This is a genomic window from Mesoterricola sp. JemC181 (assembly GCF_055384585.1).
The window spans coordinates 2,463,053-2,487,146 of the sequence record NZ_AP045076.1; the positions used below are offsets into that span (position 1 = coordinate 2,463,053).

Sequence of the window (24,094 nt, forward strand, 5' to 3'; positions counted from 1 at the left end):
TTCCAGTTGCGGCGCAATGCCATCGCGCGCCGGAGGGGAGTGAAACAAATGGCATCGCCGAGGCAGCCGAGGGGCCGAGGCTCGCCGAGGAGAAGAGTGCCCCATGACCCTCGCCTTGGAGAATAATGAACCTGGACGGGATTGGCCAAGGCGTGCGGTTCCCGCCCCGACGACCTTCTCCTGTCCCGTAAGCAAGGATCGCGATGCCCCTTTCCCCCCCAGCCCCCGACCCGTCCAGGATGCAGCCCTGGTGGGAGGCCGTGGCGGCCTCCCCGCTGCCCCTGGCCATGGTGGACCACGCCACGGGCAACCTGCTCCAGGTGAACCCGGCCTACGCAACGGCCCGGGGCTACACGCCCGAGGAGATGGCCGGCATGAACCTGGGCCGGATCCTCGGCCCGCCCATGTCGGCCCGCCTGGACGAGATCCGCCGGGAGCTGGAGATCCACGGCCACGCGGTCTTCGAGGCCACGAACCTGCGCAGGGACGGCAGCGCCTTCCCGGTCCTCGTGGACGCGACCCTGGTGCGCGATCCCGACGGCACGCCGCGCTCCCGCATCGTCTACGCCCGGGACCTCACCGAGATCAAGAAGGCCGAGGCCGCGCGCCAGAAGGACGCCGCCTTCCTGCGGACCCTCCTGGACACCCTCCCCGACCTGGTCTGGCTCAAGGACCCCGACGGCGTCTACCTGGAGTGCAACCACCGCTTCGAGCGGTTCTTCGGGGCGCCCAAGGCGGAGATCCTGGGCCGCACCGACTACGACTTCGTGGACCGGGACCAGGCGGACTGCTTCCGGGCGCAGGACCGCCTGGCCCTGGCCACCGGCGCCCCCACGGCCAACGAAGAGGAGATCACCTTCCGGGACGACGGCCACCGGGAATCCCTGGAGACCATCAAGACCCCCATCTTCGGCGCGGATGGACGCCCCATGGGCGTGCTGGGCATCGGCCGGGACATCACGGCCCGCAAGCGGGCCGAGGACCGGATGCGGGTCAGCGAGGAGAAGTACCACCAGGCCTTCCACAACTCCCCCCTCCTGGCCTCCCTGAGCCGCAAGGAGGACGGCCGCCTCCTGGAGGTCAACGACCGCTACTGCCAGGCCCTCGGGTTCTCCCGGGAGGAGGTCCTGGGGCGGACCTCCGTGGAGCTGGGGATCCTTTCGCCGGAGGTGCGGGCCCGGATGATCGAGGCCCTGGGAACCCGCGGGAGCGTGCAGAACCTGGAACTGCCCGTGGGCACGCGGGACGGCCACACCTTCCCCTGCCTGTTCTTCGCCGAGGCCTTCCGGGTGGGTTCCGACCAGCTCCTCCTGGTCATGGCCCTGGATATCCGGGAGCGCCACGCGGCCGAGGACCTGCAGCGCAAGCTGGACGCCGAGCTCCACCAGATGCAGAAGCTGGACAGCCTGGGCAGCCTGGCCAGCGGCGTGGCCCACGACATGAACAACGTCCTGGGGGCCATCCAGGCCCTGACCGAGACGGTGGCCGGGCGCGTCGAAGGCGACGCCTTCCTGGACGGGCGGCTGGGCCTCATCGTCCGGGCCTGCCACCGGGGCCGCGACCTGGTGAAGGGCCTGACCCACTTCGCCCGCAAGGACCTGCGCGAGCCCGAATCCCTGGACCTGAACGCCATGGTGGCCGAGGAGATGGAACTCCTGGCCCGCACCACCCTGCAGAAGGTGCATCTGGTCATGGACCTGGAGCAGAACCTGCCCCGGGTGATGGGCGAAGGGGGCACGCTGTCCAGCGCGCTCATGAACCTGTGCGTGAACGCCGTGGACGCCATGCCCGGGGGCGGCACCCTGACCCTGCGCACGCGGGTGGTGCCGCCGGACACGGTCGAGGTGCAGGTGGAGGATTCGGGGGAAGGCATGAACGAGGCCGTGCTGGCCCGCGCGCTGGAGCCGTTCTACACCACCAAGCCCATCGGCAAGGGCACCGGCATGGGGCTGTCCATGGCCTATGCCACCCTCAAGGCCCACGGCGGCAACCTGTCCATCCGGAGCGCGCCGGGGCAGGGCACGCAGGTGACCCTCAGCCTGCCCGCGGGGCCCGCCCAGGCCGAGGCCGCGCCGGTCCCCGAACCCGAGCCGCTCCCCTCCGGTCCCCTGCGGATCCTCCTGGTGGACGACGACGCCCTGATCCTGTCGACGATCCCCGACCTCATCGAGGTCCTGGGCCACGCCGTGGCCACCGCCGCCTCGGGCCAGGCCGCCCTGGACCGCATCGCCTCGGCCGACGACCTGGACCTGGTGATCCTCGACCTGAACATGCCCGGCATGAACGGCGTCGACACCCTCAAGGGCCTCCGTCAGCTTCGTCCGCGTCTGCCGGTGCTCATGGCCACGGGCTTCCTGGACGAGGAGACGGGGGAGATCCTGCTTCGGGACGGCCGCGCCCTGAGCATCCTCAAGCCCTTCTCCAAGGCCCACCTGGGACGGAAGATCACCGAGATCGGGGAGTTGGGGCGGCGCTGAGGGCCTCTTCAAGAACCCTGATGGGTAACGGCTTGGGCGGCAGCGCCACCCCAGGGTGGCCCGGCGGGAAGCGCAGGGATCAGGGCTTGGGAAGAGCTGTCGGGGGCTGCTTTTCCCAGTCTGCAAGTTTCAGCCCCCTGATACGCCCGAAGTGTTTCGTGTTGCCGGTGACCACAACCTTGGCTTGAGCCATAGCCGTGGCAGCGATGATGGCATCTTCCGTTTCGATGCGGTTTCCCTGCTTGCGGAGGCTGGCATCCAACTTGGCCCATTGAATCGCTTCGTCTCTGCCGAAGGACAGAACCGGGATCGGTCTTAAAAAGGCCTCGAGCCTTGCCCGTTCAACATCCGGCTTGTCGGCCAGGTGCGCGCCCAGGACTAATTCACCCAACGTCATTGAGGACACGGCAACGGAGTTCAAGGGAACACTGCTAAGAGCTTTGATCGCCCACGGCTTGCGACGCAGACATGCGATGCAGAAATTTGAATCGAGGAGGAAGCCGGCCATCAGAGTCTGCCCTTCTCGCCGAAAAGGCGCTTCATCCTGTCGCCGGCAGGCGCCCTTTCGGGAAGTTCGATGCTCGAGGGTTCCCAGCTATCGAAGTAACCCAGGGGCCACCCAAGGGTGTCCGCATGCCGGAGTACCAGGGCTTCGCCATCGCGGAAAGCCACCACTCTTTCTCCAGGTTCGAAGCCCAGGGCCTTGGGCAGGCGAAGGGCGGCTGAATTGCCGGATTTGAAGATCGTGAGTTCGAGGGGTTCGGGTTTTGAAGTGGCCATGGAATGCCTCCAAGAGAATGTATATACCTGAAGTATATACTGTCAAGGAGGCATGTGCCCCGGATGCTCGAGGGCTCATTGTGGTGGAGAATCTGGAACGGCCAAGTGCATAATGGATGCGCTGTGGGCGCTACCGCTGACTCGAGTCGGTCTGGCGGCACCTAGGTTGAAGGAGGGCGGCTTTACTGAAAGAAACGCGGGGTCGGGCGACGACATTTAAGCTGCGAGTCCTGGCAGTTCGAAGCGTGGTTTCGGACGCGGCTCCAAGACGAAACGTTTCCCCCTGTGCCTGCATGAGCCCCCGAACTTCGGTGAAGAACGCCGCTGGCCGAGATCTTGATGGTGACGCGGGGATGCCCCGACACCACTTTTCCCAGGAGCCTCGAGATGCCTGTTAGGAAAGTTCGAAGAAGTACTGATAATAGGGTAGTTGCAGAATGGAGCGGTAAGTCTGGCTGGCTGGCCCGCCCCATGACTTTCAGCGACCGTGGCGCTCCTTGGGGGGCAGAGGGTCTAACGCCGAAGTTGGGTCGGCCCCAACCTGGCGGTGCGAACGGGCCGAAGTTGAGTCGGCCCCACCCTAGCGGCACGAACGGAGGAGAAGGAGGTTTGGATAGATGCTACCTCGAAGGGATAAGGTCAACATGGGATCCGACCGCGAACGCGGAGTTAGGACCGGCGCGCCATAATGACCATGTTGGTGCGACTCTCTGACTACGGTTGTGCCGGCCAGCCGATATGGACCTTGCGGTGCTGGGCAATACAATCACGAAGATACAAGTTGATCAGGCTTTGGTAGGGAACCCCGGCCTCGGTTGCCATGTTCTTGAAATACAGGACGACATCCTCGGAGAGCCTCATGGTCACAGGCCTCTTCAGCTTGGAGGCGTAGGGGTTCTTCCGTGATTTCAACTTGGAGAGATCGTATTCCGTTTTCATGATTCCTCACCTCCATAGAAGGTGCTCTCGCGTTTGGTGGCTCGGCGTGCAGAAATAATGTGGAGGACGTTCCCGGATTCTCTTGCACAGTGGCATACAAGGAGGAGCCTTGCTTGTGCGCTAAGAGGGTGTCTGCTAAAAGGAAGGCCCCGCGACGGCGTCCAGAGGCCCGATTATCGGGCGCAAGGCCCGCAGGAAGTATAAGTGATACTTTCAAGGGTCTTGCACACGAGAAGCGGGCCTCTGGGCGCCGCCCTACGGGTGATGGCAGCGGCCACGGCAGTCCAGCGTTCCACTCGTCGACCGATTACCCGAATCGCTCTCCTCGCGGGCCTTGGCCTGCCATGGCCGGTGCCATCATCGCGGGGCCTTCCTTTTAGCAGACACCCTCTGATATGTATTGGCCTGTCAAGGCTGGCAGCCAACTATTTCTCTTTTCCGGCAGTGTGTAGGGAGCAGAACGGACGGCATGCCGACGGTTGATCAGTCTGATATGCGCGGGTTGGGTACCGCATGACAACGGGTTCGTCGAGGAGCTGCCTCGATCTAGTGGCGAGGGTCATTCCAGAAGCGAATGCCTCTTAGAGGGTTCGAGGATTCTCCCACCGTTGTCCGTTCTGCTGCCGACACACTGCGGCTGCACTTCAGCCAGCTAAGGCTTGGGGGTAGGCGGTGGCAGGGCCTGGCCAATGGCCCAGAGGAAGCCGGTCAGCTCGCGGGCGATGGCCGTGCAGGTCTGGACCTTCTTCTTGCCCCTGGCCTCGAACTGCCGGTAGCGTGCGCAAAGGCGCTTCTGTGCAGCCCAGGCGATGGTCTGCACTGCTTCTGGAGCACGTTCGGCCCGTCTTTGCAGGCTCGGGGTTTTCCTCGCGGGATGCCGGTAGGTCCATGCTGCCTCCACCAGGACCCTGCGCACATGGCCATTGCCGGTCTTGGTGATCCCCCCGCGGGACCGGGTCTCGCCACTGGAATGCTCGCTGGGAACCACCCCCAGATACTTCATCAACTGGGGTGCATTGGCGAATCGCCTCAAATCGCCGATCTCAGCCACGATCGTGGTCGCAGTGAGGCGGTTGATCCCGCGCAGGGCCATGTAGCCTTCGATCAGCCTGGAGAAGGCCGAACTCGATCCGGCGGTTTCGATCTGCTCGTCGAAGGCCGCAACCCGTCTGGTCATGGCCTGGACCGTATCGACATATTCCTGAAAGACGATTTGTTGGACCGGCTGGTCGAACTTCATGGTTTCCAGCCAGCGGAGATGGGCCTGGGTCCACCGGGTTTTTCCGGAATAGGTCCGCCCGTGCCGCAGCAGGAAGGCCAACAGTCGCTGCTTGGCGACGTGCTGCAAATGCTTCAGGTCCTCCCGAGCCCGGGTCAGATCCCGCAGGGCCTCCTGGGCTTCGTCGGGCACCCATATTGCCGTTAGTTCCCCGGCCCGGTGGAGCCTGGCCAAGGTCAGACTATCGCGGCGGTCGGTTTTGACCCGGTCCCCAGGTTTCCTGGGAATGAGGGACGGCGCCACAACCTGGCACTCCAGCCGTAAAGCGAGTAGTTGCCGATAAAGGATGTAACCGCAGGGGCCCGCTTCGTAGCAGAACGAAAGCGTCGCGCCATCCTTCCGGAGTTGCCTCACAAGTTTCACCACGGCCTCCGGTGTATTGGCGATCTCACCCACGTACCGAACTTCCCCTTCGTGGGCTTCAGCCACCGAGACCGCAATCGTCTCCTTGTGGACATCCAGCCCGACGTACTTGCTCACCCTGCTAGAATCGTTCACGGCCTGTCCTCCTCAATTACGGCTCTGAGCCGGTTGTGTAATGCGCACTGAGCTTAACCCGCGTCATTTAAGGACGGACAGGCCCCTTTGAGGAGCCTGGGGCCTTGCCTCGGTGGGCCTTGCGCACCACCCTTTAGACAGCCGGGCGGAGGTTAGGGCTACCGCAGGGATGCGACCCGAGCGCCGACCCGGGCCCGGAAACAGGGTGGGCCGGAGTCATCCGGCCCCGTCCTTGGCAACCGCCTTTCCAACCGGCCCAGTTTCTGGGCTTCAGGCGATAAATCCCGGGGGTCTGGGGGCAGAGCCCCCGGGGATCTCGTTCTAACGGCCCGCCTGATTCGTGTCAGGCCAATACATGATGTCTAAGGCCATGCTTCAGGAACCGCTCCTCGATGTCCGAAGGATCGTCGTCAAAGAACTGAATTGCAAATTCGTCGTAGAAAACGGATTGTGCCTCCTCAAAGGAGACTCCGTGTTTCCGCGCATTCCCGGTGGCCTTGGCCGGGTCCCAGTCGAACCGCATCAGGCATACAGTGTATTGCTGGCAAGTGTTGCGTCAAGACTGATCTAAGTAAAGATATGACGTAATCTTGACCCTGTGGGCTCTCAAATGCCTGACGTTCCCAAGTTGGACCTGCCCCCGAGCAGAATCTCGTCCACCAGATCCGCCGGCGTCTGCCCCGCCCGGTCCGGCGTGGGCGTGGGTTTCTCCGGCACCAGCCCGATGGCGAAGCCCAGGAAGCTGGATACCAGTTCCGGCTTCCAGGTCCCCTTCGGCCTCAGGATGGCCAGCGCCCCGATCTTCAGGAACGAGATGATCTGCACCTCGTCCGCGTTCTCCAGCCAGCCGCGGCGCCGGGTGCCGACGTTGATGAGGTTCTGGAACAGCTCCTCGGGCTCCCCCGCGGGCGGGACGATCATCGCCCGGTCCCCGGGCCAGTCCCGGATGAAGGCCTGGATGGGCGTGGCCAGCGCGCCCTCCTCCACGCGGGGCCGCAGGACCCCGGCGAGCTGCTGCATGCCCGCCTGCAGCCCGTCCCAGGTGTCCGCCTGGCAGCCGAACCATACGGGCCGTTCCTCGAAGGAGCCGCCCGCCACCCCCTTGACCGTTCCGCTGGCCACCCAGCCCTCCGCCACCGATCTGAAGCAGTCGAACGTGAAGGTCGTTGCCATGGGGCCGTCTCCTTGAAAGAATTATATAACACTGATTCTACAGGTCTTCAGGGAATCTGCCGATGGAAGGGCATCCCCATCCAAACGGCTCCCGAACGAGGTGACATGGACCGCGATTTCTCAGACGAACTCCTCGCCGCCATCGAACGCGCCGACCGCGAGGGCGCCAAGGCGGTCATCGACGCCTGGGCGGTGGGCAGGCCCTTCCACCAGGTCGTGCCGGAGCTGCTGGCCCCGACCCTGGAGCGCTTCGGGGTCATCTGGTCCCTGGGGCAGGGCGGGGTGTCCCTGGCGACGGGCTACATGGCCTCCAAGGTCGCGGAGGACGTCCTTTCCCGGCTGCTGGTGGAGACCCGCCCGGGGGACGCGCGCAGCCGGGGCAAGGTGCTCCTGGGCAACGTCGAGGACGACTTCCATCCCCTGGGCCGCAAGATGGTGGCGGCCTTCCTGCGCACCGACGGCTGGGAGGTCCTGGACCTGGGGGTGGATGTGCCGCCAGGGCAGTTCCTGGACGTGGCCGAGGAGACGGGGGCCCGGGTCATCGGGGCCTCGGCGATGATGTACACCACGGCCCGGAACGTGGCCGGCATCCGGGAGGAGATCGGCCGCCGGGGGCTGACCGGGAAGGTGCAGCTCGCCGTGGGCGGCGCGGTCTTCAAGCTGAGGCCCGGCCTGGTGGCCGAGTTCGGCGGGGACGGCACCGCCGCCAGCGCCGTGGAGGCCTCGGCCCTGTTCCAGGACCTCTGGGCGCGGTCCCTGGAGGCGGCGCCGTGAACAGCCTCGAACGCCTGCTCGCTGCCCTCCAGGACCAGCCATCCGACCGGCCGGCGCTCTTCCTCAATTCGAGCCTCTACGGGGCCCGCCTCACCGGGGCCACCCTGGACGAGCACTACACCCGGCCCGAAACCTACGCCGAGGGCCAGATGGCCGTGCGGGAGCAGTTCGCCCCCGATCTGCTGACCAGCCCCTTCTTCGTGTCCGCCATCGGGGAAGCCTTCGGGTCCTCCTGGCGCGTGCGCTCCCGGCAGGCCCCCAACCTCTCGGGCTTCGCGGCCCGCAGCGCCGAGGAGGTGCTCAGGCTCCCCCTGCCCGACGTGCACGGCCATCCCCGGCTGCAGTACGTGCGGGAGACCATCCGGATCCTCGCCCGCCGCTACGCGGGGGAGGTCCCGGTCATCGGCGTGCTGGTGGCCCCCATGGACATCCCGCCCCTGGTCATCGGCCTGGAAGCCTGGCTGGACGCCCTGCTGTTCCAGCCGGACGTGGCCCGGGCCCTCCTGGACCGCCTGACGCCCTTCTTCCTGGACCTGGGCCGGGCCATGGTCGACGACGGAGCCACCGGCCTGGTCCTCACCGGGAACCTCGCCAACCGCTTCATCGTCACCGACGCGGTGGCCGAGACCCTCACGCTGCCCGCCCTCCGGACGGCCTTGGCGGAACTGAAGGCGCCCCTCATCTTCCACCACGGCGGATGCCCACTCGTTGACCAGCTGGCCCGCTTCAAGGACCTGCCGAACGTGGTGGCCTATTTCATCGACGCCGGGGAGGACCCCGGCGCCGCCCGACGGGCGCTGGGCCCCGGGCCCATCGTCATGGGCAACCTGGACGGCCCCGGTCTCCTCCACCTGGCCCCCGCGGAGGTGCGGGAGCGGTGCCGCCGGGTCCTGGACCAGCGGGGCGGGGATAGGCAATTCATTCTTTCCACCTGCGGCGCCGATATCCAGCTGGATACGCCGCCCGAGGGGATCGCCGCCGTCGCCGAGGCCCTCCGCCAAGCCGCGGTGGACGCGTGAGCCCCGGCCGGGTCTGCCTCTCCTGTTCGATCTTCAGGCGGGAGATCCAGGCGCTTCAGGCCGCCGGCCGCTTCTCCCTGCCCGTGGACTACCTGAGTTCGATGCTGCACATGAATCCCGGCCTGCTGGAGGCCCGGCTGCGGATCGCCCTCGAGGCCGTCCAGGGCGGGGACCGGGACGTGGTCCTGGTGTACGGGGACTGCTGCGGCCACATGGAAGCCTTCGCGGCCGGTCCGGGCACGGCCCGGACCGAGGGCCTCAACTGCTGCGAGATCGTCCTGGGCCGCGAAACCTACCGGAAGCTCCGCAGGGAGGGCGCCTTCTTCCTCATGCCCGAATGGACCCTCGCCTGGAAGCGGGTCTTCGAGGGCCAGCTGGGACTGCTGGGACCCTGCGCCAAGGCCTTCATGCAGGAGATGCACACGCGCCTGATCTACCTGGATACGGGCGTCCTGCCGGTCCCCCACCGGGAGCTGGAGGAGGCCGGCGCCTACATGGGCCTGCCGGTGGAGATCCTGCCCGTGTCCCTGGAACCCCTCCGGGCCAGCCTGGAGCTGGCCGCAGGCAGGACGCGCCATGACTGAATCCGGCCGGGCCCGGGACGAGGCCGTCATCCAGTTCATGATCACGGATTTCCTCGCCGAGATCCTGAAGTACTCGGCCAGCCCCGGGGAGATGGGCCAGTACCTCGCCCGGCAGCTCCGCGAGTTCATGGGGGTCCGCACCGTCGTGATGCTGCAGCAGGAAGGCGGGGCGCGCATCGTGGCCATCGAACCCGGGTCCGCCAGCACCGAGGCCATGGTTCCGCGCCTGGAGCAGGTCCTTTCGCTCATGCCCGGGGCGGCCGGGTCCGCCCTGACGTCCACGGGAACCGCGGCACCCGAGCTCCGGGCCGCCCTGGCCGCGCTGAAGGTGGACTCCCTGAGCATGACCCCCCTGCGGGTCGGCGACCTCCGGGTGGGGACCCTGTTCGGCCTGGGCCACCTGGACATCCAGCGTCCGGACGAATTGTCCCGCCTGCTGGACGCCCTCTCCCCGGTGTTCGCCCTCATCCTGCGCAACACCCTCCATTTCGAATCCCAGGAAATGAAGGTCCTGACCCAGGCCGAGAACTACCAGGCCCTGCTCCGCACGAACCTGGACGGCTTCGTGGTCGTGGGGCCCCAAGGCGCCATCCTGGACGCCAACGAAGCCTATGCGCACATGACGGGCTACTCCGTGGATGAGCTGCGCACGCGGGACGTCCTCAGCCTGGAGGCCCTGGAGTCCCACGCCGCGTACCTGCGGCGCACGGAGAACCTGAAGACGCACGGCTCGGACCGCTTCCTGTCCCGCCACCGGCGCAAGGACGGCACCACCTTCCCCGTGGAGGTGTCGGTCACCTACGTGCCCAGCCAGGATCTCATCATCGGGTTCATCCGGGACCTCACGGACCGGGTCCGGGCCGAGGCCGCGCTCCGGGAGAGCGAGGCCCACCACCGGGAGCTCCTCGAAATGCTCGGGGAAGGCATCTCGATCGTGGACCCCGGCGAGATCTTCGTCATGGCGAACCGGGAAATGGACCGGATCTTCGGGGTCGGACCCGGCGGGCTGGTCGGCAGGAACCTGCGCGAATTCCTGGACGAACCGGACCTTGCCTGGGTGCTGGACCAGACCCGGCTGCGCCGGAAGGGCGCCACCGGTTCCTACGAAGTCCGGATCCGGCGCCCGGACGGGCAGGTCCGGACCCTCCACAACACCGTCACGCCCCGCTTCGACGCCGCGGGGACCTTCACGGGGAGCCTCTCCGTGGTCCGGGACCTCACGGACCAGCTGCGCACCCAGGAGGCCCTGCGCCTGGCCCAGAAGATGCAAAGCCTGGGCAGCCTGGCCGGGGGCGTCGCCCATGACATGAACAACGTGCTGGGGGCCATCCTGGCCCTGGCGAGCGTCCACCATCTGCAGGCGGAGGACGGCTCCCCGCTCCAGGCCCACATGGAGACCATCGTCAAGGCCTGCCAGCGGGGCGGCACGCTGGTGAAGGGCCTCCTGGGCTTCGCCCGCCAGGACCTGGCCGAGAAGCGGGAAGTGGACCTGAACGCCGTCGTCCGGGAGCAGGTCGCGCTCCTGGAGCGCACCACGTTGCAGAAGGTGGACCTGGCGGTGGACCTGGCCCCGGACCTCCCCCGCATCCTGGGGGACCCCGCGGCCCTCAACCACGCCCTCATGAATCTCTGCGTGAACGCCGTGGACGCCATGCCCGGCGGCGGCACCCTGACCCTGCGCACCTGGCGGGAGGCCGGCAAGGCCCGCCTCGAGGTGGCCGACACCGGCAGCGGCATGCCCGAGGAGGTCCTGCGCAAGGCCCTGGATCCCTTCTTCAGCACCAAGCCCCAGGGCAAGGGCACCGGCCTGGGGCTGTCCATGGCCTACAGCACCGTGACCGCCCACCGGGGCGAACTGGAGATCCAGAGCCGGGTGGGCCAGGGCACGCGCATCCTGCTGGCCTTCCCCGCCTGCGCCGAACCCGCCCCGGGCCCCGGGGCGGACGGCGGCCGCCAGGCCCCGCCCCTGGCGAGGCGCCTGGAGGTGCTCCTGATCGACGACGACGAGCTCATCCAGGAGGCCGTCCGGGCGCTGCTGAAGGCCCTGGGCTGCACCGTCGCCGTCGCCTCCGGCGGCGAGCAGGCCCTGGCGGCCCTGGAGGCCGGCCTGGATCCGGGCCTCGTCATCCTGGACATGAACATGCCCGGCCTGGACGGGGCGGCCACCCTGCCGCACCTCCGCGCCCTGCGCCCGGACGTGCCGATCATCCTGGCGACCGGCCGCGTCGATCAGTCGGTGCTGGCCCTGGTGGACGCGGACCCGCGGCTTTCGCTGCTGGCGAAGCCGTTCAGCCTCGAGGAGCTGCAGGCCAGGCTGGAGGAGCTGGCGGGGCAGGGCGCGCTTGGCGATTGAGGGCGGTCCGCCGGGCCCGGGCCTCAGGCCGGCCGTTTCCGGAACGCGATGGCGAAGCGGTTCCAGGCGTTGATCGTGGCCACCAGCAGCGTCAGGTCCACGAGCTCCGCGGGCGTGAAGTGCGGATGCACCCGCTCCCAGACCTCGTCCGGCACGCGCGTCTCGGCCACCCGGGTGACGGCCTCGGTCCATTCCAGGGCGGCGCGCTCGCGGGCGCTGAAGAACGGGGTCTCGTGCCAGACGCCCAGCGTCGCCAGGCGGCGCTCGCTCTCGCCCGCCTTCCGCGCGTCGGCGGCGTGGACATCGATGCAGAATGCGCAGCCGTTGATCTGTGAGGCGCGCAGGCGGACGAGTTCCACCAGGGCGGGTTCCAGGCCCGAGCGGGCGATTTGCTGCTCGAGGGCGGACATGGCCTTCATGGCATCCGGGCCGGATCGGTGGAAGTTGAGACGGGGTTCCATGGTTGGCTCCTTTGCGGGCGGGGAGGGGGTCAGTACCGGAAGGTCGCACCGGCGTAGGCGTAGCTCCCGGAACGAAGCCGGGCGCGGGTGAGCACGCCGCCGGCGGCGAAGTGCTCGTAGTTGAAGAACAGGGTCAGGCTGGCGCTGGCCGACCAGCTGCCCATGACCCGCAGCAGGCCGCCGAGGTCGCGGCCCGGAACCTTCTGGGTTCCCGCGTAGGCGCGCTGGCCCCCGGCATAGGCCGCGTCCCGGGCATCGAACCGCCGGGCGAAACCGTACTCAGCGGAGAGGGCCGTCCGGGGCGAGGGCGTCACGGCAAGGCCCGGAGCGATCATCACCAGGTTGCAAAGGCCGAGGAACTGCCCTTCGCCCAGGTAGCCGGAACTCGCATAGAGCGGATTGAACGCCTTGAGGGTGCCGCCGCCGAAGGCGCCGCCCGTGGCGAGGTCCAGATGGGCCGTGAGGGCGGGTTTCCACCCCCCGCCGGAGAGGGCCAGGCTCTGGACGGCGAACAGGCCCCAGGCGTCGATTCCGCGCTTCAGGTACCGGCCGCTCTGGTGCGCCAGGGTCCAGTCGTAGGCCAGCCCGCCGCGCCGTCCCCGGAAGCGCAGGCCGAAGGTGTCGCGGTCATCGAGGCCGACCTGGCCGCCCGCGCGGAAACCCGGCTTCTCAGTGTGGAACCAGAAGGGTTCCAGGTAGGCGTCCGTCCCCCCTTCCGATGGGAGCGCCAGGCTGGCGTTGACCCCCTGGAGCCGTTCGCCGTGGTCGATCGTCTCGTCGAAGGCCCCGCGGGCCAGGCGCGTGGCACGAAAGTCGAAGGCGCCCGCCCGGAGCCTCCGGCCTTGGGCCTGGAGGCGCAGGCCGTTCCAGGTGCGGTGGACGTTGGGACCGTCGCCGACGCTGATCAGCTGGCGGGGGCCGTCGGCGAACTCCTGGCGGCCGGCCATGGCGCCCACGAGCGTTCCTCCGGCCTGCCCGCCGACCTCCACGAACACCTGCTGCAGGGAGGCCTCGTTCTGGAAGTTCGCCCCGGCGGCTCCACGGCGGTCATGCACCTGGCCCGTGCCGGCCTCCCCATGGATGCGGACATGGCGGTCCAGCCGCAGGTCCGCGCCCACGGTCCCGCGGAACAGGCCCTGCCGGTAGTCGTCGCCGGCCACCAGCCGGGCGTTGGCATAGGCGTCCGCGCGCATCCGGGCCTCGGCGCTCAAGGTCAGGGCCGCTTCGCCTTTCAGAACGCCGGCGGCCGTCACGGCGAGTGCGCAGGCCCTAGTCCAGGACATGGGCTTCCTCCTGGCTCCCAAGGGAGGGGGTGGAGCGCCGGGCGAGTGCCTGGCTGCCGGAGGCGATGGCCAGCGCCCCGGCGATGAGGACCGCGGCGACCGCGAAGGTGATGCGCATCCCCGCGGCCAGGGCCCCGGGACCCGCGGTGGTGACGTCCGTTGCCGCGGAGGCGAGGGCGAAGACGGCGCCCATGACGGAGGCGCCCGTGATGAGTCCCAGGTTGCGCGAAAGGCTGAGCATGCCGGAGATGACGCCCCGCTGCCCCGGGCCGGCGCCGGTCATGACGGCGGTGTTGTTGGCCGCCTGGAACAGGGCGTAGTGGGAGGTGATGACGGCGATGGGGCCCAGGTAGCCCGCGAGGCCGCACGTTGCCGGAAGCAGCGAGAGGAGGACGGCGCCGGCCGCCATGCCGGCGAGCCCGGCGAGGGTCATGCGGTGGGGGCCAAAGCGGTCCACAAGGCGGCCGGCAGGCACGCCCGCCAGGGCGGCCACCAGCGGGCCCACCGACAGGGCGGCCCCGGTGAGCGTCGCGGGAAGCCCCAGCGCCCGGGAGAGGTAGAACGGCCCGACCACCAGGGTGGCCATCATCACCGTGGAGACGAGCGTGCTCATGGCGAGGCTTCCGCTCAGGGCCGGGTCCCGGAACATGGCCAGGCGGATGAGGGGCGACGCGGCACGCCGCTCCGCCACGGCGAACAGGCCCGCGCCCAGGACGGCGGCGGCCAGCAGGGCCAGGTTGAGCGAACCCGGGCGGCCCCGGCCCAGGGTCATGGCCAGGGCATAGGCCCCCAGCGCCAGGGTGAGCAGCCCGGTGCCCGCGCCGTCGAACCGGGCCGCGCCGGCCTGCCGCCCCGGGGCGTCGGGGGCCAGGTGGCGGTCCACCAGCAGGATGTTCAGGATGCCCAGCGGCACGTTGACGAGGAAGAGGGTCCGCCAGCCGAAGCCGGCGATCAGGAGCCCTCCCAGCGACGGGCCGAGGGTGGTCCCGATGGCGGACATGGTTCCCAGGAGACCCATGGCGCTGCCGGCCCGGGTCTTCGGGACGGCCTCGCCCGCCAGGGCGACGGTGAGGGCCATCATGAGGGCCGCGCCCAGGCCCTGCGCCGCCCGGGCCGCGATCAGCAGCCCGAGCGTGGGCGCCAGGCCGCACAGGAGGGAGGCCGCCGTGAATACGGCGATCCCGGCCTGCAGCAGCCGCCGGCGGCCGAAGAGGTCTCCGAGCCGGCCGGCGCTGACGATCAGGGAGGTGATGGCCAGGAGGTAGGCCAGGACGATCCACTGGACGGCCTGGAAGGAGCCGTGGAACGCCAGGGCCAGGGTGGGCAGGCCGGCGTTGGCGATGCTGGTGTCCAGCGAAGGCATCAGCATGGAGAGGGACAGGGTGGCCAGCGCCCAGCGGACGGCGGGTGGGAGGGGGGGGCGGGACGGTTTCATCGGGGATCCTTTCCAAGGCAGGCCGCGGGCAGGGCGGGGCTGCCTGGGCGCCTCCGCCGGTGGGAACTGGACCTCAGGATCGGTCCCGGCCAGATATGGCGGAAGACGCACTATTTGCATTTTATTAGTGTGTTTAACGCCATGGTAAAAACAGGCCATGCTAGCCTGGGGGATGGCCATGCCCGACCTCAACCTGCTCGTCACCCTGGATGTGCTGCTCGCGGAAGGCAACGTCGCCCGCGCGGCCCAGCGCCTGCACCTCAGCCCCTCGGCCATGAGCCGGGCGCTGGCGCGGCTGCGCGAGACGACGGGCGACCCGCTGCTGGTCCGGGCGGGGCGGGGCCTCGTCCCGACGCCCAGGGCCCTGGAACTCCGGGAGCGGGTCAGCCGGCTGGTGCAGGACACCGAAGCGGTCCTCCGTCCCGCGGAGACGCCCGACCTCAAGCACCTCGTCCGGACGTTCACCCTGCGGACCAGCGACGGCTTCGTGGAGAACTTCGGCCCCGGCCTCCTCGCCCGGGTGGGCGCGGCCGCTCCCGGGGTGCGGCTGCGCTTCGTGCAGAAGCTGGACAACCGCGACAGCACCCTGCTCCGGGACGGGGCGGTCGATCTGGAGACGGGCGTCGTGGGGAACGCGGTGGGGCCGGAAGTGCGGGTCCAGACCCTGTTCCGGGACCGCTTCGTGGGCGTGGTGCGGGCGGGCCACCCGCTGTGCGAGGGCGAGCTCACCGCCGCCCGGTATGCGGCCGGCCGGCATATCTACGTGTCGCGGCGGGGCCGGGAAACGGGCGTGATGGACGAGGCCCTGGCCGTGCTCGGGCTGGAGCGGGAGATCTTCACGATCGTCGGCGGCTTCTCGGCCGCCCTGGCCCTGGCCCGGGCCTCGGACCTGGTGGCCACCGTCCCCGAGCGGCACACCGGGGACCTGCGCGCGGGGATGCGCACGTTCGCTCTCCCGTTCCCCACTCCGGACCTGACCGTGTCGCTCCTCTGGCATCCGAGGATGCACGCCGATCCGGCCCACCGGTGGCTGCGCGGCCTCGTCGCGGAGGCCTGCGCCGCCGGAAGGTAGGCGGGCGGCGCGGTTTGGGGGATACTGGACGCGGGACACTTCGCGAAGGACAGGCATGGGTTTGATTGAATGGAGCTCGGCCCTGGAGACCGGGGACGCCAGGATCGACGAGCAGCACCGGACCCTCGTGCAGGCCTTCAACGATCTGGAGGACGCCCTGGCGCGCAGGCGCGGCCGGGAAGCGGCGAGCCGGACGCTCCTTTTCCTGGTGGGGTACGCCACCGAGCATTTCCAGATGGAAGAGAAACTCATGGACGACGCCGGGTTCCCCGACACCGCCCGCCACAAGAGGTTCCACCACGACCTGGTCGTGAAGCTCTCCGCGCTCCTGACCTCCTATACGCAGGGTTCGGCCACCCTCAACCCGGATGTCATGGGGTTCCTGGAGGGCTGGCTGGTCGAGCACATCCTGGGGGAGGACCTGCGCCTCGCGGAGTTCCTCAGGGCCCACTGACTCCCGGGCCCATGGAATCATGATGAGAACAGGTTCATTGGCTACACTTGATGAACCTCTAAAGCCGAATCAGGGAGCCGCAATGCCCGTCTACGTCATTGGCCACAAGAACCCGGACACCGACTCCATCTGCTCGGCCATCTCCTACGCCCACTTCCTCCGCCAGACCCACATCCCGGAGGCGGTGGCCGCCTGCTGCGGGGAGGTCAACCCGAGGACGCTCTTCGTGCTGAAGGAGGCGGGGCTGGAGCAGCCCAAGCTGCTCATGGACGTGCATCCCACCGTGGGGCAGCTGTGCAGCCGGGAGGTGGTGACGGCCCGGGAGGGCGAGCCCTTCTTCGAGGTGTACCGGCGCATGCAGGCCCACCGGCTGCACGCCATGCCCGTGGTGGACGCGGCCGGCCAGCTCACGGGCATGCTGACCCTCTCCCGCCTCCTGGAACTCCTCATGCCCGACGCCGCCAACAGCGACAGCCCGCGGGTGGTGCGCTCCACGGTCGAGAACATCCGCCGGGCCTTCTCGGGCACCTTCCTGAACGTGGTGGACCCGGACCGCGCCGACGCCCTCCTCCTCAGCGTGGGCGCCATGAGCTACGAGAACTTCATGCCGCGCCTGCGGGAACGCAAGCCGGAGAACACCCTCATCGTCGTGGGGGACCGCCCCACCATCCAGCGCCCCACCATCCAGTTCGGCGCGCGCTGCCTGGTGGTGACCGGCAGCCACGGCCTGGCCCAGGACCTCCTGGAAGAGGCCCGGGCCCAGGGGGTCACGGTCATCGGCAGCCCCCTGGACACCGCCAGCACCGCCATGATGATCCGCGGCGCCAAGGTCATCGATTCCGCCGTGGACCGCACCTTCCGGAAGTTCAAGGAGAAGCAGCTGGCACGCAGCGTCCGCAAGGAGGTGCACTCCCTGCAGCAGGAACTCTTCCCCGTGGTGGGCGAGGCCGGCGAACTGCTCGGCGTCTTCACCAAGGAGGATCTGGCCAGCCCCGAGCCGGTGCGCCTGGTGCTCGTGGACCACAACGAGCTGGCCCAGGCCGTCAGCGGCGCCGAGGACGCGGAGATCCTGGAGGTGCTGGACCACCACCGCGTGGGCGGCGGGCTCATCTCCCGGGTCCCCATCCGCTTCCAGAACGACACCGTGGGCTCCACCTGCACCATGGTGGCGCGCTGCTTCCGCCGGGAGGCCCTGATGCCCCCCAAGGGCATCGCCCAGTGCATGGCCGCCGGCATCATCTCCGACACCCTCAACCTCAGCTCCCCCACCACCACCCCCGTGGACCGGGACATGCTGGCCTGGCTGGGCGAGGCGGGGGGCTTCGACGTGCAGGCCTTCGCCGAGGCCTTCTTCGCCATGGGTTCGGCCCTGCAGCTCTCCACCCCCCGGGCGGCCCTGCGCATGGACTGCAAGGAGTACACCGAGGGCCCCTGGAACCTCGCCGTGGCCCAGATCGAGGAAGTGGGCTTCCAGCACTTCGAGCGCCTCAAGCCGGTGCTCGCCGAGGAGCTGGAGGTCCTGCTCCAGGAGAAGCGCCTGGCCTTCGCCTGCCTCCTGGTCACCGACATCTCCCTGAACAACAGCCTCCTCCTGGTGGCCGGCCGCGAGCACCTCATCGACGCCATCGACTACCCCCGCCTCGAAAGCAACCTGTTCCAGCTGGACTCCGTGGTGAGCCGCAAGAAGCAGCTTCTGCCGCATCTCGCGAGGCAGTTCGCGCGGGTGGACGTGGACGCGGCGGCCGGGAGCCTCGGGCGGTAGTCCGCGTCACCCCCCGGGGGCCTTGCCCTTCAGCTCCGCCGCCAGGTCCCGGAACCCGTCCTGGACAGCCTCCCGGGCCTTCTCCTCCATGCTCCGGAACACGCCGAGAACCCGCCGGCCGATCTCGGTCACCACCGCTCCTCCCCGTTCGCTTCCGCCCCTCGACGTCTCGACGAGGGGGGACCGGAAGGACAGGTTCATCTCGTCGACGAGCCGGCGCGTCTTGCTGTAGCTGAGCCCCAATTCCCGGCCGGCGCCGGAGATGGATTCGTGCCGGGCTATGGCGTCCAGGAGGGCGGCCTTGCCGGGGCCGAAGGCGAAGAGGTCCTCGTGGAGGATCCGGATTTTCAGGATCATGGAAGGTTCGGGGACGGTCGGCACGGAACACCCATCCTGGCCCGGGAGGCCGCCGATTTCAAGGCCTGCCGAAGCCGTGCCTGGCGAGGATCGCCTGGCCCTCGGGGCCCACCAGGAACGCCATGAAGGCCCGGGCCGGCTCCGGGCTGGCGGTGCGCTTCAGGATGACCCCGGCCTGGATCAGGGGCGGGTACGTCCCGTCGGGCACCTTCCACGCCACCCCCGTCTGCTGCAGGGCCGGGTTGCGGGCCTGGGAATAGGAGATGAGCCCGGCCTCGGCGGCGCCGGCCTGGAGGAACTGGGCGGCCTGGGCGATGTTGTCCGCGAAGACCAGCCTGGGTTTCACGGCATCGTAGAGCCCCGCGTGCCGCAGGGCGGCTTCGCCGGCCCGCCCGTAAGGCGCCATCTGGGCGTTGGCGGTGGCCACCTTCTTGACGCCCGGCTGGAGGAGCACCTTGAGGCCGTCCCGGCCCGGATCGAGGTTCAGGTCCTTGCGGACCCAGAGGGTGAGGCTGCCCTTGGCATAGGGGAAGAGGCCGTCCGCGGTGGCGAGCCCGGCCTTCTGAACGGCCTCCGGAAACCCCGTGTCGGCCGCCAGGAAGATATCGAAGGGGGCGCCCTGCCGGATCTGGGCCGTGAGGTTCCCCGAGGCCCCGAAGGAAAGCTGGAGGCCGGCTTCCGGGTGCCTGGCCTCGAAGGCCGCCTGGACCTCTTCCAGGGCCCCGCGGAGATCCCCGGCCGCGGCGATGACCATGACCGTGGGCCGGGGCTGGGCGCCCAGGGCGAGGCACAAGCCGAGGGCGAGGGCGAGAAGGGCGCGGCGTTTCATCGGGTCTCCTGCGGCGGTTGCCGATGTATCTTACAACATACTTCGGGATTTCGTGAAGCGCCGCCTCAGCGCATGAACTCCCGGATGGAACCGCAGACGGAGACCAGCTGGGGCCCGTCCATGCGGACGATGATGCTGCGGATGACGGACCCCATGAGCTTTCGCGCCCCGGCCATGCCCAGGGACGCCGACTGCTGGGTGACGAATCCCGCCTTCGCCTTCTTGAGGGGTTCCATGAAATAGGCGTCAAGGCCACATGCGGTCAAGGCGACGACCACCTCGGCGAGGGCTTCACGATGCTGGACGGGATCCATGGACCGCTCGATCCGGTCGAGGGCGGCACAGGTCCTGCGGTTCAGCTCCCCGGAGCAGTGGAAGCGGAGGGAGGCGGGCACTGCGCCTGGGGGAGGCGGTTTGCTGGCGGCTGGACGGACCATGCTCGAGCTCCTCGATGCACCCCAAATATTCATTCCCTTGAAGGGAATGGGGGCCCTTTTTTCACCGCCGCGGCGATGGGGGGAATTCGCGGAGAATGGGGAGAATAAGCCTCATTTCAATGAATCCAGTATGGCGATGCCGGGAGGCCGGTCCTACCTTGAGGTCGATCATCCCTGAAGGGGGGCAGCCTTGAGCATCAAGGCTCTGTTGGTGTACCCGGAAATGCCCCCGACCTACTGGAGCATGTGCTACGCGCTGCCTTTCCTCGGCAGGAAGGCGACCCTGCCGCCCCTCGGGCTGCTGACGGTGGCCGCCCTGTTGCCCCGGGACTGGGAACTCACGGTGCTGGACCTGAACGTGGAGCCCCTGGCCCCCGGAGCGCTGGCCAGGGCGGACCTGGTCCTCGCCTCCGCCATGCTGGTGCAGAAGGCCTCCTTCGAGCGGCTCATCGCCCTCTGCCGGGAGGCCGGGACCCCCGTCGTGGTGGGGGGTCCCTATCCGACCAGCTGCTGGGAGCAGATCGAAGGGGTCACCACCTTCGTCCTGGGGGAGGCGGAGGTCAACCTCCCGCCCTTCCTCGCCGACTTCGGGAAGGGCGTGGCGAGGCACCGCTACGACGATTCCGGCCACCCGGACCTGGCGGCCACGCCCGCGCCCCGATACGACCTGGTGGACAGCAGGCGGTATGCCGGGGCGGCCCTGCAATATTCCCGGGGCTGTCCGCACGACTGCGAATTCTGCGACATCGTCTCCCTGTTCGGCCACCGGCCCCGGACCAAGACGCCGGCCCAGTTCCTCCGGGAACTCGACGTGCTCGTGGAGAACGGCTGGAGCGGCTCCCTGTTCATCGTGGATGACAATTTCATCGGGAACCGGGCGGAGGTCCGGCGCCTGCTGCCGGCCCTGTCGGACTGGCAGGAGAAGCGGGGGCGCCCCTTCGAGTTCTTCACGGAAGCGAGCCTGGATCTGGCGGCCGACGAGCCCCTCCTGGAGGGCATGGCGGAAGCGGGCTTCAACATGGTCTTCGTGGGCATCGAAACGCCCGATGCGGCCACGCTGAAGGCCGTCCACAAGCACCAGAACGTCCGGGCCGACCTGCTGGAGAGCGTGCGGACCATCCAGGGGAAGGGCCTCGAAGTGGCGGGCGGTTTCATCGTCGGCTTCGACGAGGACCGCGAGGACATCTTCGACCGGCAGACGGCCTTCATCCAGGAAGCCGGCATCCCCACCGCCATGGTCGGCCTCCTCACCGCCCTGCCGAAGACCCGCCTCCATGCGCGCCTCGCCGCCGAAGGCCGGCTCCTGGGGGCTTCCAGCGGCGGGAACAACACCCACGACCTGGACCTCAACTTCGTGCCCCGCATGGATGCCGCCCGGCTGCGGGAAGGCTACAAGCGGATCCTCCGCGACCTCTACACGCCCAGCCACTATTTCGCCAGGTGCCTCGAGCTCCTGCGGCGGATGCGGCCGGCGAAGGTCCTCTGCCGCAGGGTGGGCGGGATGGAAGTGCGCGCCCTGATCCATTCCCTTGTGCGCCAGACCTTCAGCCACTACGGGCTGGCCTACGTGTCCTTCCTGGCGAGGGCCCTGGCCATCCGCCCCCGGATGATCGCGGAGATCATCGCGATGGCGGTGAAGGGGCACCACTTCATCACCATCACGGACGGCCTCCTGGCCCTGGAACGGCTCCGGGACCGCCTGGACCTGGATCCCCCTCCCGAAGCGAAACCGATCCTGCGGGCGCCTGCAGGCTGACCACATCCGGCAGGGTGATGACCGTGTCCGGCGTCAGGGCTTGCCCGGGATCCCCGTGGCCTTGCCTGCCGCCGCGGCCGGCTTTGCGGCCGGGACGTCATCGGGCATGGCGGCCGCGATCCTCAGCACGGCCTTCTCGATCTGCTTGCGCTTCTCGGTCGCCCGCTTTTTCTTCTCGGCCTGGCCCCTCGTCTTCGCCAATGGGTTCCTTTCGATGGCCCCCCCAGGATACCCGACCCGGCCGGCGGGTCCGCGTCAGGGCTTGCCCAGCGCCCCGGCAAGGCGTTCCATGGTCTCCCTCCCGATCGCGAACTGGCCCGCCAGCGGCGTCGTGCACCACTCGGTCCAGGTCTTCCCCCCCGTCACGGCCATCCGCAGGGAGATGTAGGGATTCCTCAGCTTCTCCTCCGTGAGGAGCCGGCACGCGGGCAGGTTCGGGCCCAGGGCCCGCCCGGGTTCCAGCTGGAGCGAGGGCAGGGCCAGCACCTGGGTCATGCGCGGGATGAAGGCGAGGCCCAGGCCCTTCAGGAATTTGAAGAGCGCGTTCTGCTGGGCCTGGAGGACGTCGGCAGGGCTCTTCTCCAGGGGGTCGTACGTCCCGTCCGCGTTCCGGCGGACCCAGTGGCCCTTGCGGGGTTCCACGCCCTCGGCCGGAACGTTCACGATCACCAACCCCAGTTCGGCATCCGCCACGAGGAAAGCCAGGTACTGCCCGTGGGGCGTCTCCGGATCGGGCAGGTTGACCCCCACGAAGACCCGGGTCTCCGCGGGCAGGGTGCGGAAGGCTTCCAGGACCTTCCGCTTGCCATGCAAGTGGGCCGGGATCTGCGGCGGCTGGGGATGGAAGATGGGCATGGGAAGACTCCACGTCCAGGATGGCACAGGATTCGGACCCCCGGTCCGGCGGCGCCCCCCGTAGGCCAGATTGATGCAAGGGGCCATCATTCTGATCGCGTGGCCCTCGCCTGCCGCCCCGCCACCGCGGGATCTCAAGGACCTGCGCGGGTGGCCTGGAAGTTGCTGCCGACCTTCCCTGGGAGGTGCCCCATGGCCACCCGAGCTCGCCGTTCCCTCCTCAACACCCTCTTCCTCGCGGGGACGCTGGTCCTCGCCGTGGTCCTGGTCCCGCTGAAACTGGTCCTGCAGGGGCTCCGGTGGAGCGAGGCCGGGATGCTGGTTCTGATGTTCGTCCTGATCGGGCTGGCCATCACGGTCGGCTACCACCGGCTCTTCAGCCACCGGGCCTTCCAGGCGGCCTGGCCCCTGCGCCTGGCGGTTCTGCTGCTGGGCGCCGCGGCCTTCGAGAACTCCGCGCTTTGGTGGTGCAGCGACCACCGCCGGCATCACCGCTTCGTGGACGACCCGGCGGAGGATCCCTATGCGATCTCCAGGGGGTTCTGGCACGCCCACTGGCTGTGGGTGATGGAGGGGGAGGTCCGGCCCCTGGCGGGGGTGGCGGACCTGCAGGCCGATCCCCTCGTGCGCTGGCAGCACCGGCACCACTTCTGGATCGGCGCGGCCGTCGCCCTGGCGCCGGTCTACGTCGGCCTGGCCACCGGCGACGTGTGGGGGCAGGCGGTGATGGGCGTGCTTTTGCGCATCGTGCTGACCCACCACAGCACCTTCCTCATCAATTCCGCCGCCCACAGGTTCGGGTCCCAGCCCTTTTCGGACGCCACCAGCGCCCGGGACAACGGGTTCCTGGCGCCCTTCACCTTCGGGGAGGGCTATCACAATTTCCACCATCATTGGCCGTGGGACTACCGGAACGCGCCGCGATGGTACCAGTGGGACCCCGGGAAATGGCTCATTTCCGCCTTCGCCTGGGTGGGGCTCGCCCGGGGGCTGAGGCGGATTCCGGCCACGGAGATCCGCCGCGCCAGGGTCGCCATGGAGGCGCGGCGGCTGACGTCGCTGCTCGCCCCGGCCGGGCCGGTCACCTGCGATGGACTGCTTGAGCGGTTGATGGCTGCCAAGGCCCGGGTGGACGAGGCGCTGGCCGCCTTCCAGGCGCACCGGGAAACCTTCGACCTGCTGAACCGCCAAAGGACCCTCCTTGGCCGCACCGCCGGCGACCTCCGCCGGGCGGCCCGTGCCCAGGGGAAGGCGGACCGGACGCGGTTCCGGGCAGCCTGGACCGCCTGGAAGGCCACGCGTTCGTGGTTCGGCCGCCAGGCCCACCAGGGATCCGCCGGATGAGCGCGACCGGTTTCCCCGCTTCCAGGGCCGGGCGGGAGATGCCATCCTTCGTGGGGTTTCACGCTGGATCGGACACACTTGAAAAGGGGCGTAAGGATGGGGTTGGCCGCTCGGATTGATGCCGGACCCGGGGCGGGAAAGCCCCTCGGCCTCCAGGTCCGGACCGGCGGATT

The 24,094-nt window shown here is 68.8% G+C and carries 24 protein-coding genes; 10 read left to right on the forward strand and 14 right to left on the reverse strand.

Translation table 11 applies throughout. From position 1 onward, the window contains the following. Window positions 1-203: 203 nt before the first annotated feature. The gene (locus ACZ5MC_RS10815) at window positions 204-2,477 is read left to right on the forward strand and encodes a PAS domain S-box protein (RefSeq protein ID WP_464517714.1); all 2,274 of its coding nucleotides are present in this window, start codon (window positions 204-206) and stop codon (window positions 2,475-2,477) included. Between the two features lie 79 nt (window positions 2,478-2,556). Here the strand turns inward: ACZ5MC_RS10815 and ACZ5MC_RS10820 are convergent, their stop codons facing one another. The 6 genes from ACZ5MC_RS10820 to ACZ5MC_RS10845 form a co-directional block, all read right to left on the reverse strand. Further along, the gene (locus ACZ5MC_RS10820) at window positions 2,557-2,985 is read right to left on the reverse strand and encodes a type II toxin-antitoxin system VapC family toxin (protein WP_306600357.1); all 429 of its coding nucleotides are present in this window, start codon (window positions 2,983-2,985) and stop codon (window positions 2,557-2,559) included. Beyond that, window positions 2,985-3,257 carry an antitoxin gene (locus ACZ5MC_RS10825; protein ID WP_306600358.1) on the reverse strand — a complete coding sequence of 91 codons (273 nt, stop codon included), beginning with the start codon at window positions 3,255-3,257 and terminating at the stop codon, window positions 2,985-2,987. Before ACZ5MC_RS10825 ends, ACZ5MC_RS10820 begins: the two co-directional genes overlap by 1 nt. A gap of 714 nt (window positions 3,258-3,971) precedes the next feature. After that, the gene (locus ACZ5MC_RS10830; protein WP_306600359.1) at window positions 3,972-4,196 is read right to left on the reverse strand and encodes a CopG family antitoxin; all 225 of its coding nucleotides are present in this window, start codon (window positions 4,194-4,196) and stop codon (window positions 3,972-3,974) included. Window positions 4,197-4,848: 652 nt separating this feature from the next. Then, window positions 4,849-5,955 (reverse strand): IS110 family RNA-guided transposase, encoded by a 1,107-nt coding sequence (locus ACZ5MC_RS10835; RefSeq protein ID WP_373432559.1) that lies wholly within the window; start codon window positions 5,953-5,955, stop codon window positions 4,849-4,851. A 361-nt stretch (window positions 5,956-6,316) separates the two neighbouring features. Beyond that, on the reverse strand, window positions 6,317-6,496 hold the full coding sequence (locus tag ACZ5MC_RS10840) for a BrnT family toxin (RefSeq protein WP_373432540.1): 180 nt from the start codon (window positions 6,494-6,496) through the stop codon (window positions 6,317-6,319). Window positions 6,497-6,579: 83 nt separating this feature from the next. Beyond that, window positions 6,580-7,146, reverse strand: coding sequence for a hypothetical protein (locus ACZ5MC_RS10845; RefSeq protein ID WP_306600360.1), 567 nt, complete (start codon window positions 7,144-7,146; stop codon window positions 6,580-6,582). Between the two features lie 105 nt (window positions 7,147-7,251). On the opposite strand from ACZ5MC_RS10845, the gene ACZ5MC_RS10850 reads away from it, so the two are divergent. Genes ACZ5MC_RS10850 through ACZ5MC_RS10865 form a run of 4 tightly spaced genes read left to right on the forward strand, consistent with a single transcriptional unit; the run spans window position 7,252 to window position 11,876 of the window. Further along, entirely contained in the window at window positions 7,252-7,920 is a 669-nt protein-coding gene (locus tag ACZ5MC_RS10850; protein WP_306600361.1) for a cobalamin B12-binding domain-containing protein, read from the forward strand. Further along, window positions 7,917-8,939: a uroporphyrinogen decarboxylase family protein gene (locus tag ACZ5MC_RS10855; RefSeq protein WP_306600362.1), complete on the forward strand. Its 1,023-nt coding sequence runs from the start codon at window positions 7,917-7,919 to the stop codon at window positions 8,937-8,939. The genes ACZ5MC_RS10850 and ACZ5MC_RS10855 overlap by 4 nt, the downstream gene beginning before the upstream one ends. After that, window positions 8,936-9,523, forward strand: a complete 588-nt coding sequence (locus ACZ5MC_RS10860) for a DUF1638 domain-containing protein (RefSeq protein ID WP_306600363.1) — start codon at window positions 8,936-8,938, stop codon at window positions 9,521-9,523. Before ACZ5MC_RS10855 ends, ACZ5MC_RS10860 begins: the two co-directional genes overlap by 4 nt. Beyond that, window positions 9,516-11,876 carry a hybrid sensor histidine kinase/response regulator gene (locus ACZ5MC_RS10865; protein WP_464517715.1) on the forward strand — a complete coding sequence of 787 codons (2,361 nt, stop codon included), beginning with the start codon at window positions 9,516-9,518 and terminating at the stop codon, window positions 11,874-11,876. The genes ACZ5MC_RS10860 and ACZ5MC_RS10865 overlap by 8 nt, the downstream gene beginning before the upstream one ends. Before the next feature lie 23 nt (window positions 11,877-11,899). Here ACZ5MC_RS10865 and ACZ5MC_RS10870 read toward each other — a convergent pair whose 3' ends face one another. From ACZ5MC_RS10870 to ACZ5MC_RS10880, 3 genes are read right to left on the reverse strand one after another with little or no spacing between them, the layout of a single operon-like run. Beyond that, the gene (locus ACZ5MC_RS10870; RefSeq protein WP_306600366.1) at window positions 11,900-12,337 is read right to left on the reverse strand and encodes a carboxymuconolactone decarboxylase family protein; all 438 of its coding nucleotides are present in this window, start codon (window positions 12,335-12,337) and stop codon (window positions 11,900-11,902) included. Window positions 12,338-12,366: 29 nt separating this feature from the next. Beyond that, window positions 12,367-13,620: an alginate export family protein gene (locus ACZ5MC_RS10875; RefSeq protein ID WP_464517716.1), complete on the reverse strand. Its 1,254-nt coding sequence runs from the start codon at window positions 13,618-13,620 to the stop codon at window positions 12,367-12,369. Continuing rightward, window positions 13,607-15,055: an MFS transporter gene (locus tag ACZ5MC_RS10880; RefSeq protein ID WP_464517717.1), complete on the reverse strand. Its 1,449-nt coding sequence runs from the start codon at window positions 15,053-15,055 to the stop codon at window positions 13,607-13,609. The genes ACZ5MC_RS10875 and ACZ5MC_RS10880 overlap by 14 nt, the downstream gene beginning before the upstream one ends. A gap of 172 nt (window positions 15,056-15,227) precedes the next feature. On the opposite strand from ACZ5MC_RS10880, the gene ACZ5MC_RS10885 reads away from it, so the two are divergent. The 3 genes from ACZ5MC_RS10885 to ACZ5MC_RS10895 are packed head-to-tail and all read left to right on the forward strand — an operon-like array spanning window position 15,228 to window position 18,343. After that, window positions 15,228-16,127, forward strand: coding sequence for a LysR family transcriptional regulator (locus tag ACZ5MC_RS10885; protein WP_464517718.1), 900 nt, complete (start codon window positions 15,228-15,230; stop codon window positions 16,125-16,127). Between the two features lie 55 nt (window positions 16,128-16,182). Further along, on the forward strand, window positions 16,183-16,581 hold the full coding sequence (locus ACZ5MC_RS10890; RefSeq protein ID WP_306600372.1) for a bacteriohemerythrin: 399 nt from the start codon (window positions 16,183-16,185) through the stop codon (window positions 16,579-16,581). 22 nt (window positions 16,582-16,603) lie between these two features. After that, complete coding sequence (locus ACZ5MC_RS10895; RefSeq protein WP_464517719.1) at window positions 16,604-18,343, forward strand: putative manganese-dependent inorganic diphosphatase; 1,740 nt, start codon at window positions 16,604-16,606, stop codon at window positions 18,341-18,343. 6 nt (window positions 18,344-18,349) lie between these two features. Here the strand turns inward: ACZ5MC_RS10895 and ACZ5MC_RS10900 are convergent, their stop codons facing one another. The 3 genes from ACZ5MC_RS10900 to ACZ5MC_RS10910 form a co-directional block, all read right to left on the reverse strand. Beyond that, window positions 18,350-18,700 carry a winged helix-turn-helix domain-containing protein gene (locus tag ACZ5MC_RS10900; RefSeq protein ID WP_306600375.1) on the reverse strand — a complete coding sequence of 117 codons (351 nt, stop codon included), beginning with the start codon at window positions 18,698-18,700 and terminating at the stop codon, window positions 18,350-18,352. Window positions 18,701-18,758: 58 nt separating this feature from the next. After that, window positions 18,759-19,529 (reverse strand): molybdate ABC transporter substrate-binding protein, encoded by a 771-nt coding sequence (gene modA / locus ACZ5MC_RS10905; RefSeq protein ID WP_464517720.1) that lies wholly within the window; start codon window positions 19,527-19,529, stop codon window positions 18,759-18,761. 65 nt (window positions 19,530-19,594) lie between these two features. After that, entirely contained in the window at window positions 19,595-19,966 is a 372-nt protein-coding gene (locus ACZ5MC_RS10910; protein ID WP_464517721.1) for a hypothetical protein, read from the reverse strand. 190 nt (window positions 19,967-20,156) lie between these two features. On the opposite strand from ACZ5MC_RS10910, the gene ACZ5MC_RS10915 reads away from it, so the two are divergent. Next, window positions 20,157-21,722: a B12-binding domain-containing radical SAM protein gene (locus ACZ5MC_RS10915; protein ID WP_464517722.1), complete on the forward strand. Its 1,566-nt coding sequence runs from the start codon at window positions 20,157-20,159 to the stop codon at window positions 21,720-21,722. Between the two features lie 33 nt (window positions 21,723-21,755). Here ACZ5MC_RS10915 and ACZ5MC_RS10920 read toward each other — a convergent pair whose 3' ends face one another. Both ACZ5MC_RS10920 and ACZ5MC_RS10925 read right to left on the reverse strand, forming a co-directional pair. Continuing rightward, on the reverse strand, window positions 21,756-21,923 hold the full coding sequence (locus ACZ5MC_RS10920; RefSeq protein ID WP_306600380.1) for a hypothetical protein: 168 nt from the start codon (window positions 21,921-21,923) through the stop codon (window positions 21,756-21,758). A gap of 54 nt (window positions 21,924-21,977) precedes the next feature. Further along, window positions 21,978-22,577, reverse strand: coding sequence for a hypothetical protein (locus tag ACZ5MC_RS10925; RefSeq protein WP_306600381.1), 600 nt, complete (start codon window positions 22,575-22,577; stop codon window positions 21,978-21,980). Between the two features lie 192 nt (window positions 22,578-22,769). Between ACZ5MC_RS10925 and ACZ5MC_RS10930 the strand changes: the two genes are divergently transcribed. Next, complete coding sequence (locus ACZ5MC_RS10930; RefSeq protein WP_464517723.1) at window positions 22,770-23,921, forward strand: acyl-CoA desaturase; 1,152 nt, start codon at window positions 22,770-22,772, stop codon at window positions 23,919-23,921. Window positions 23,922-24,094: the final 173 nt, after the last annotated feature.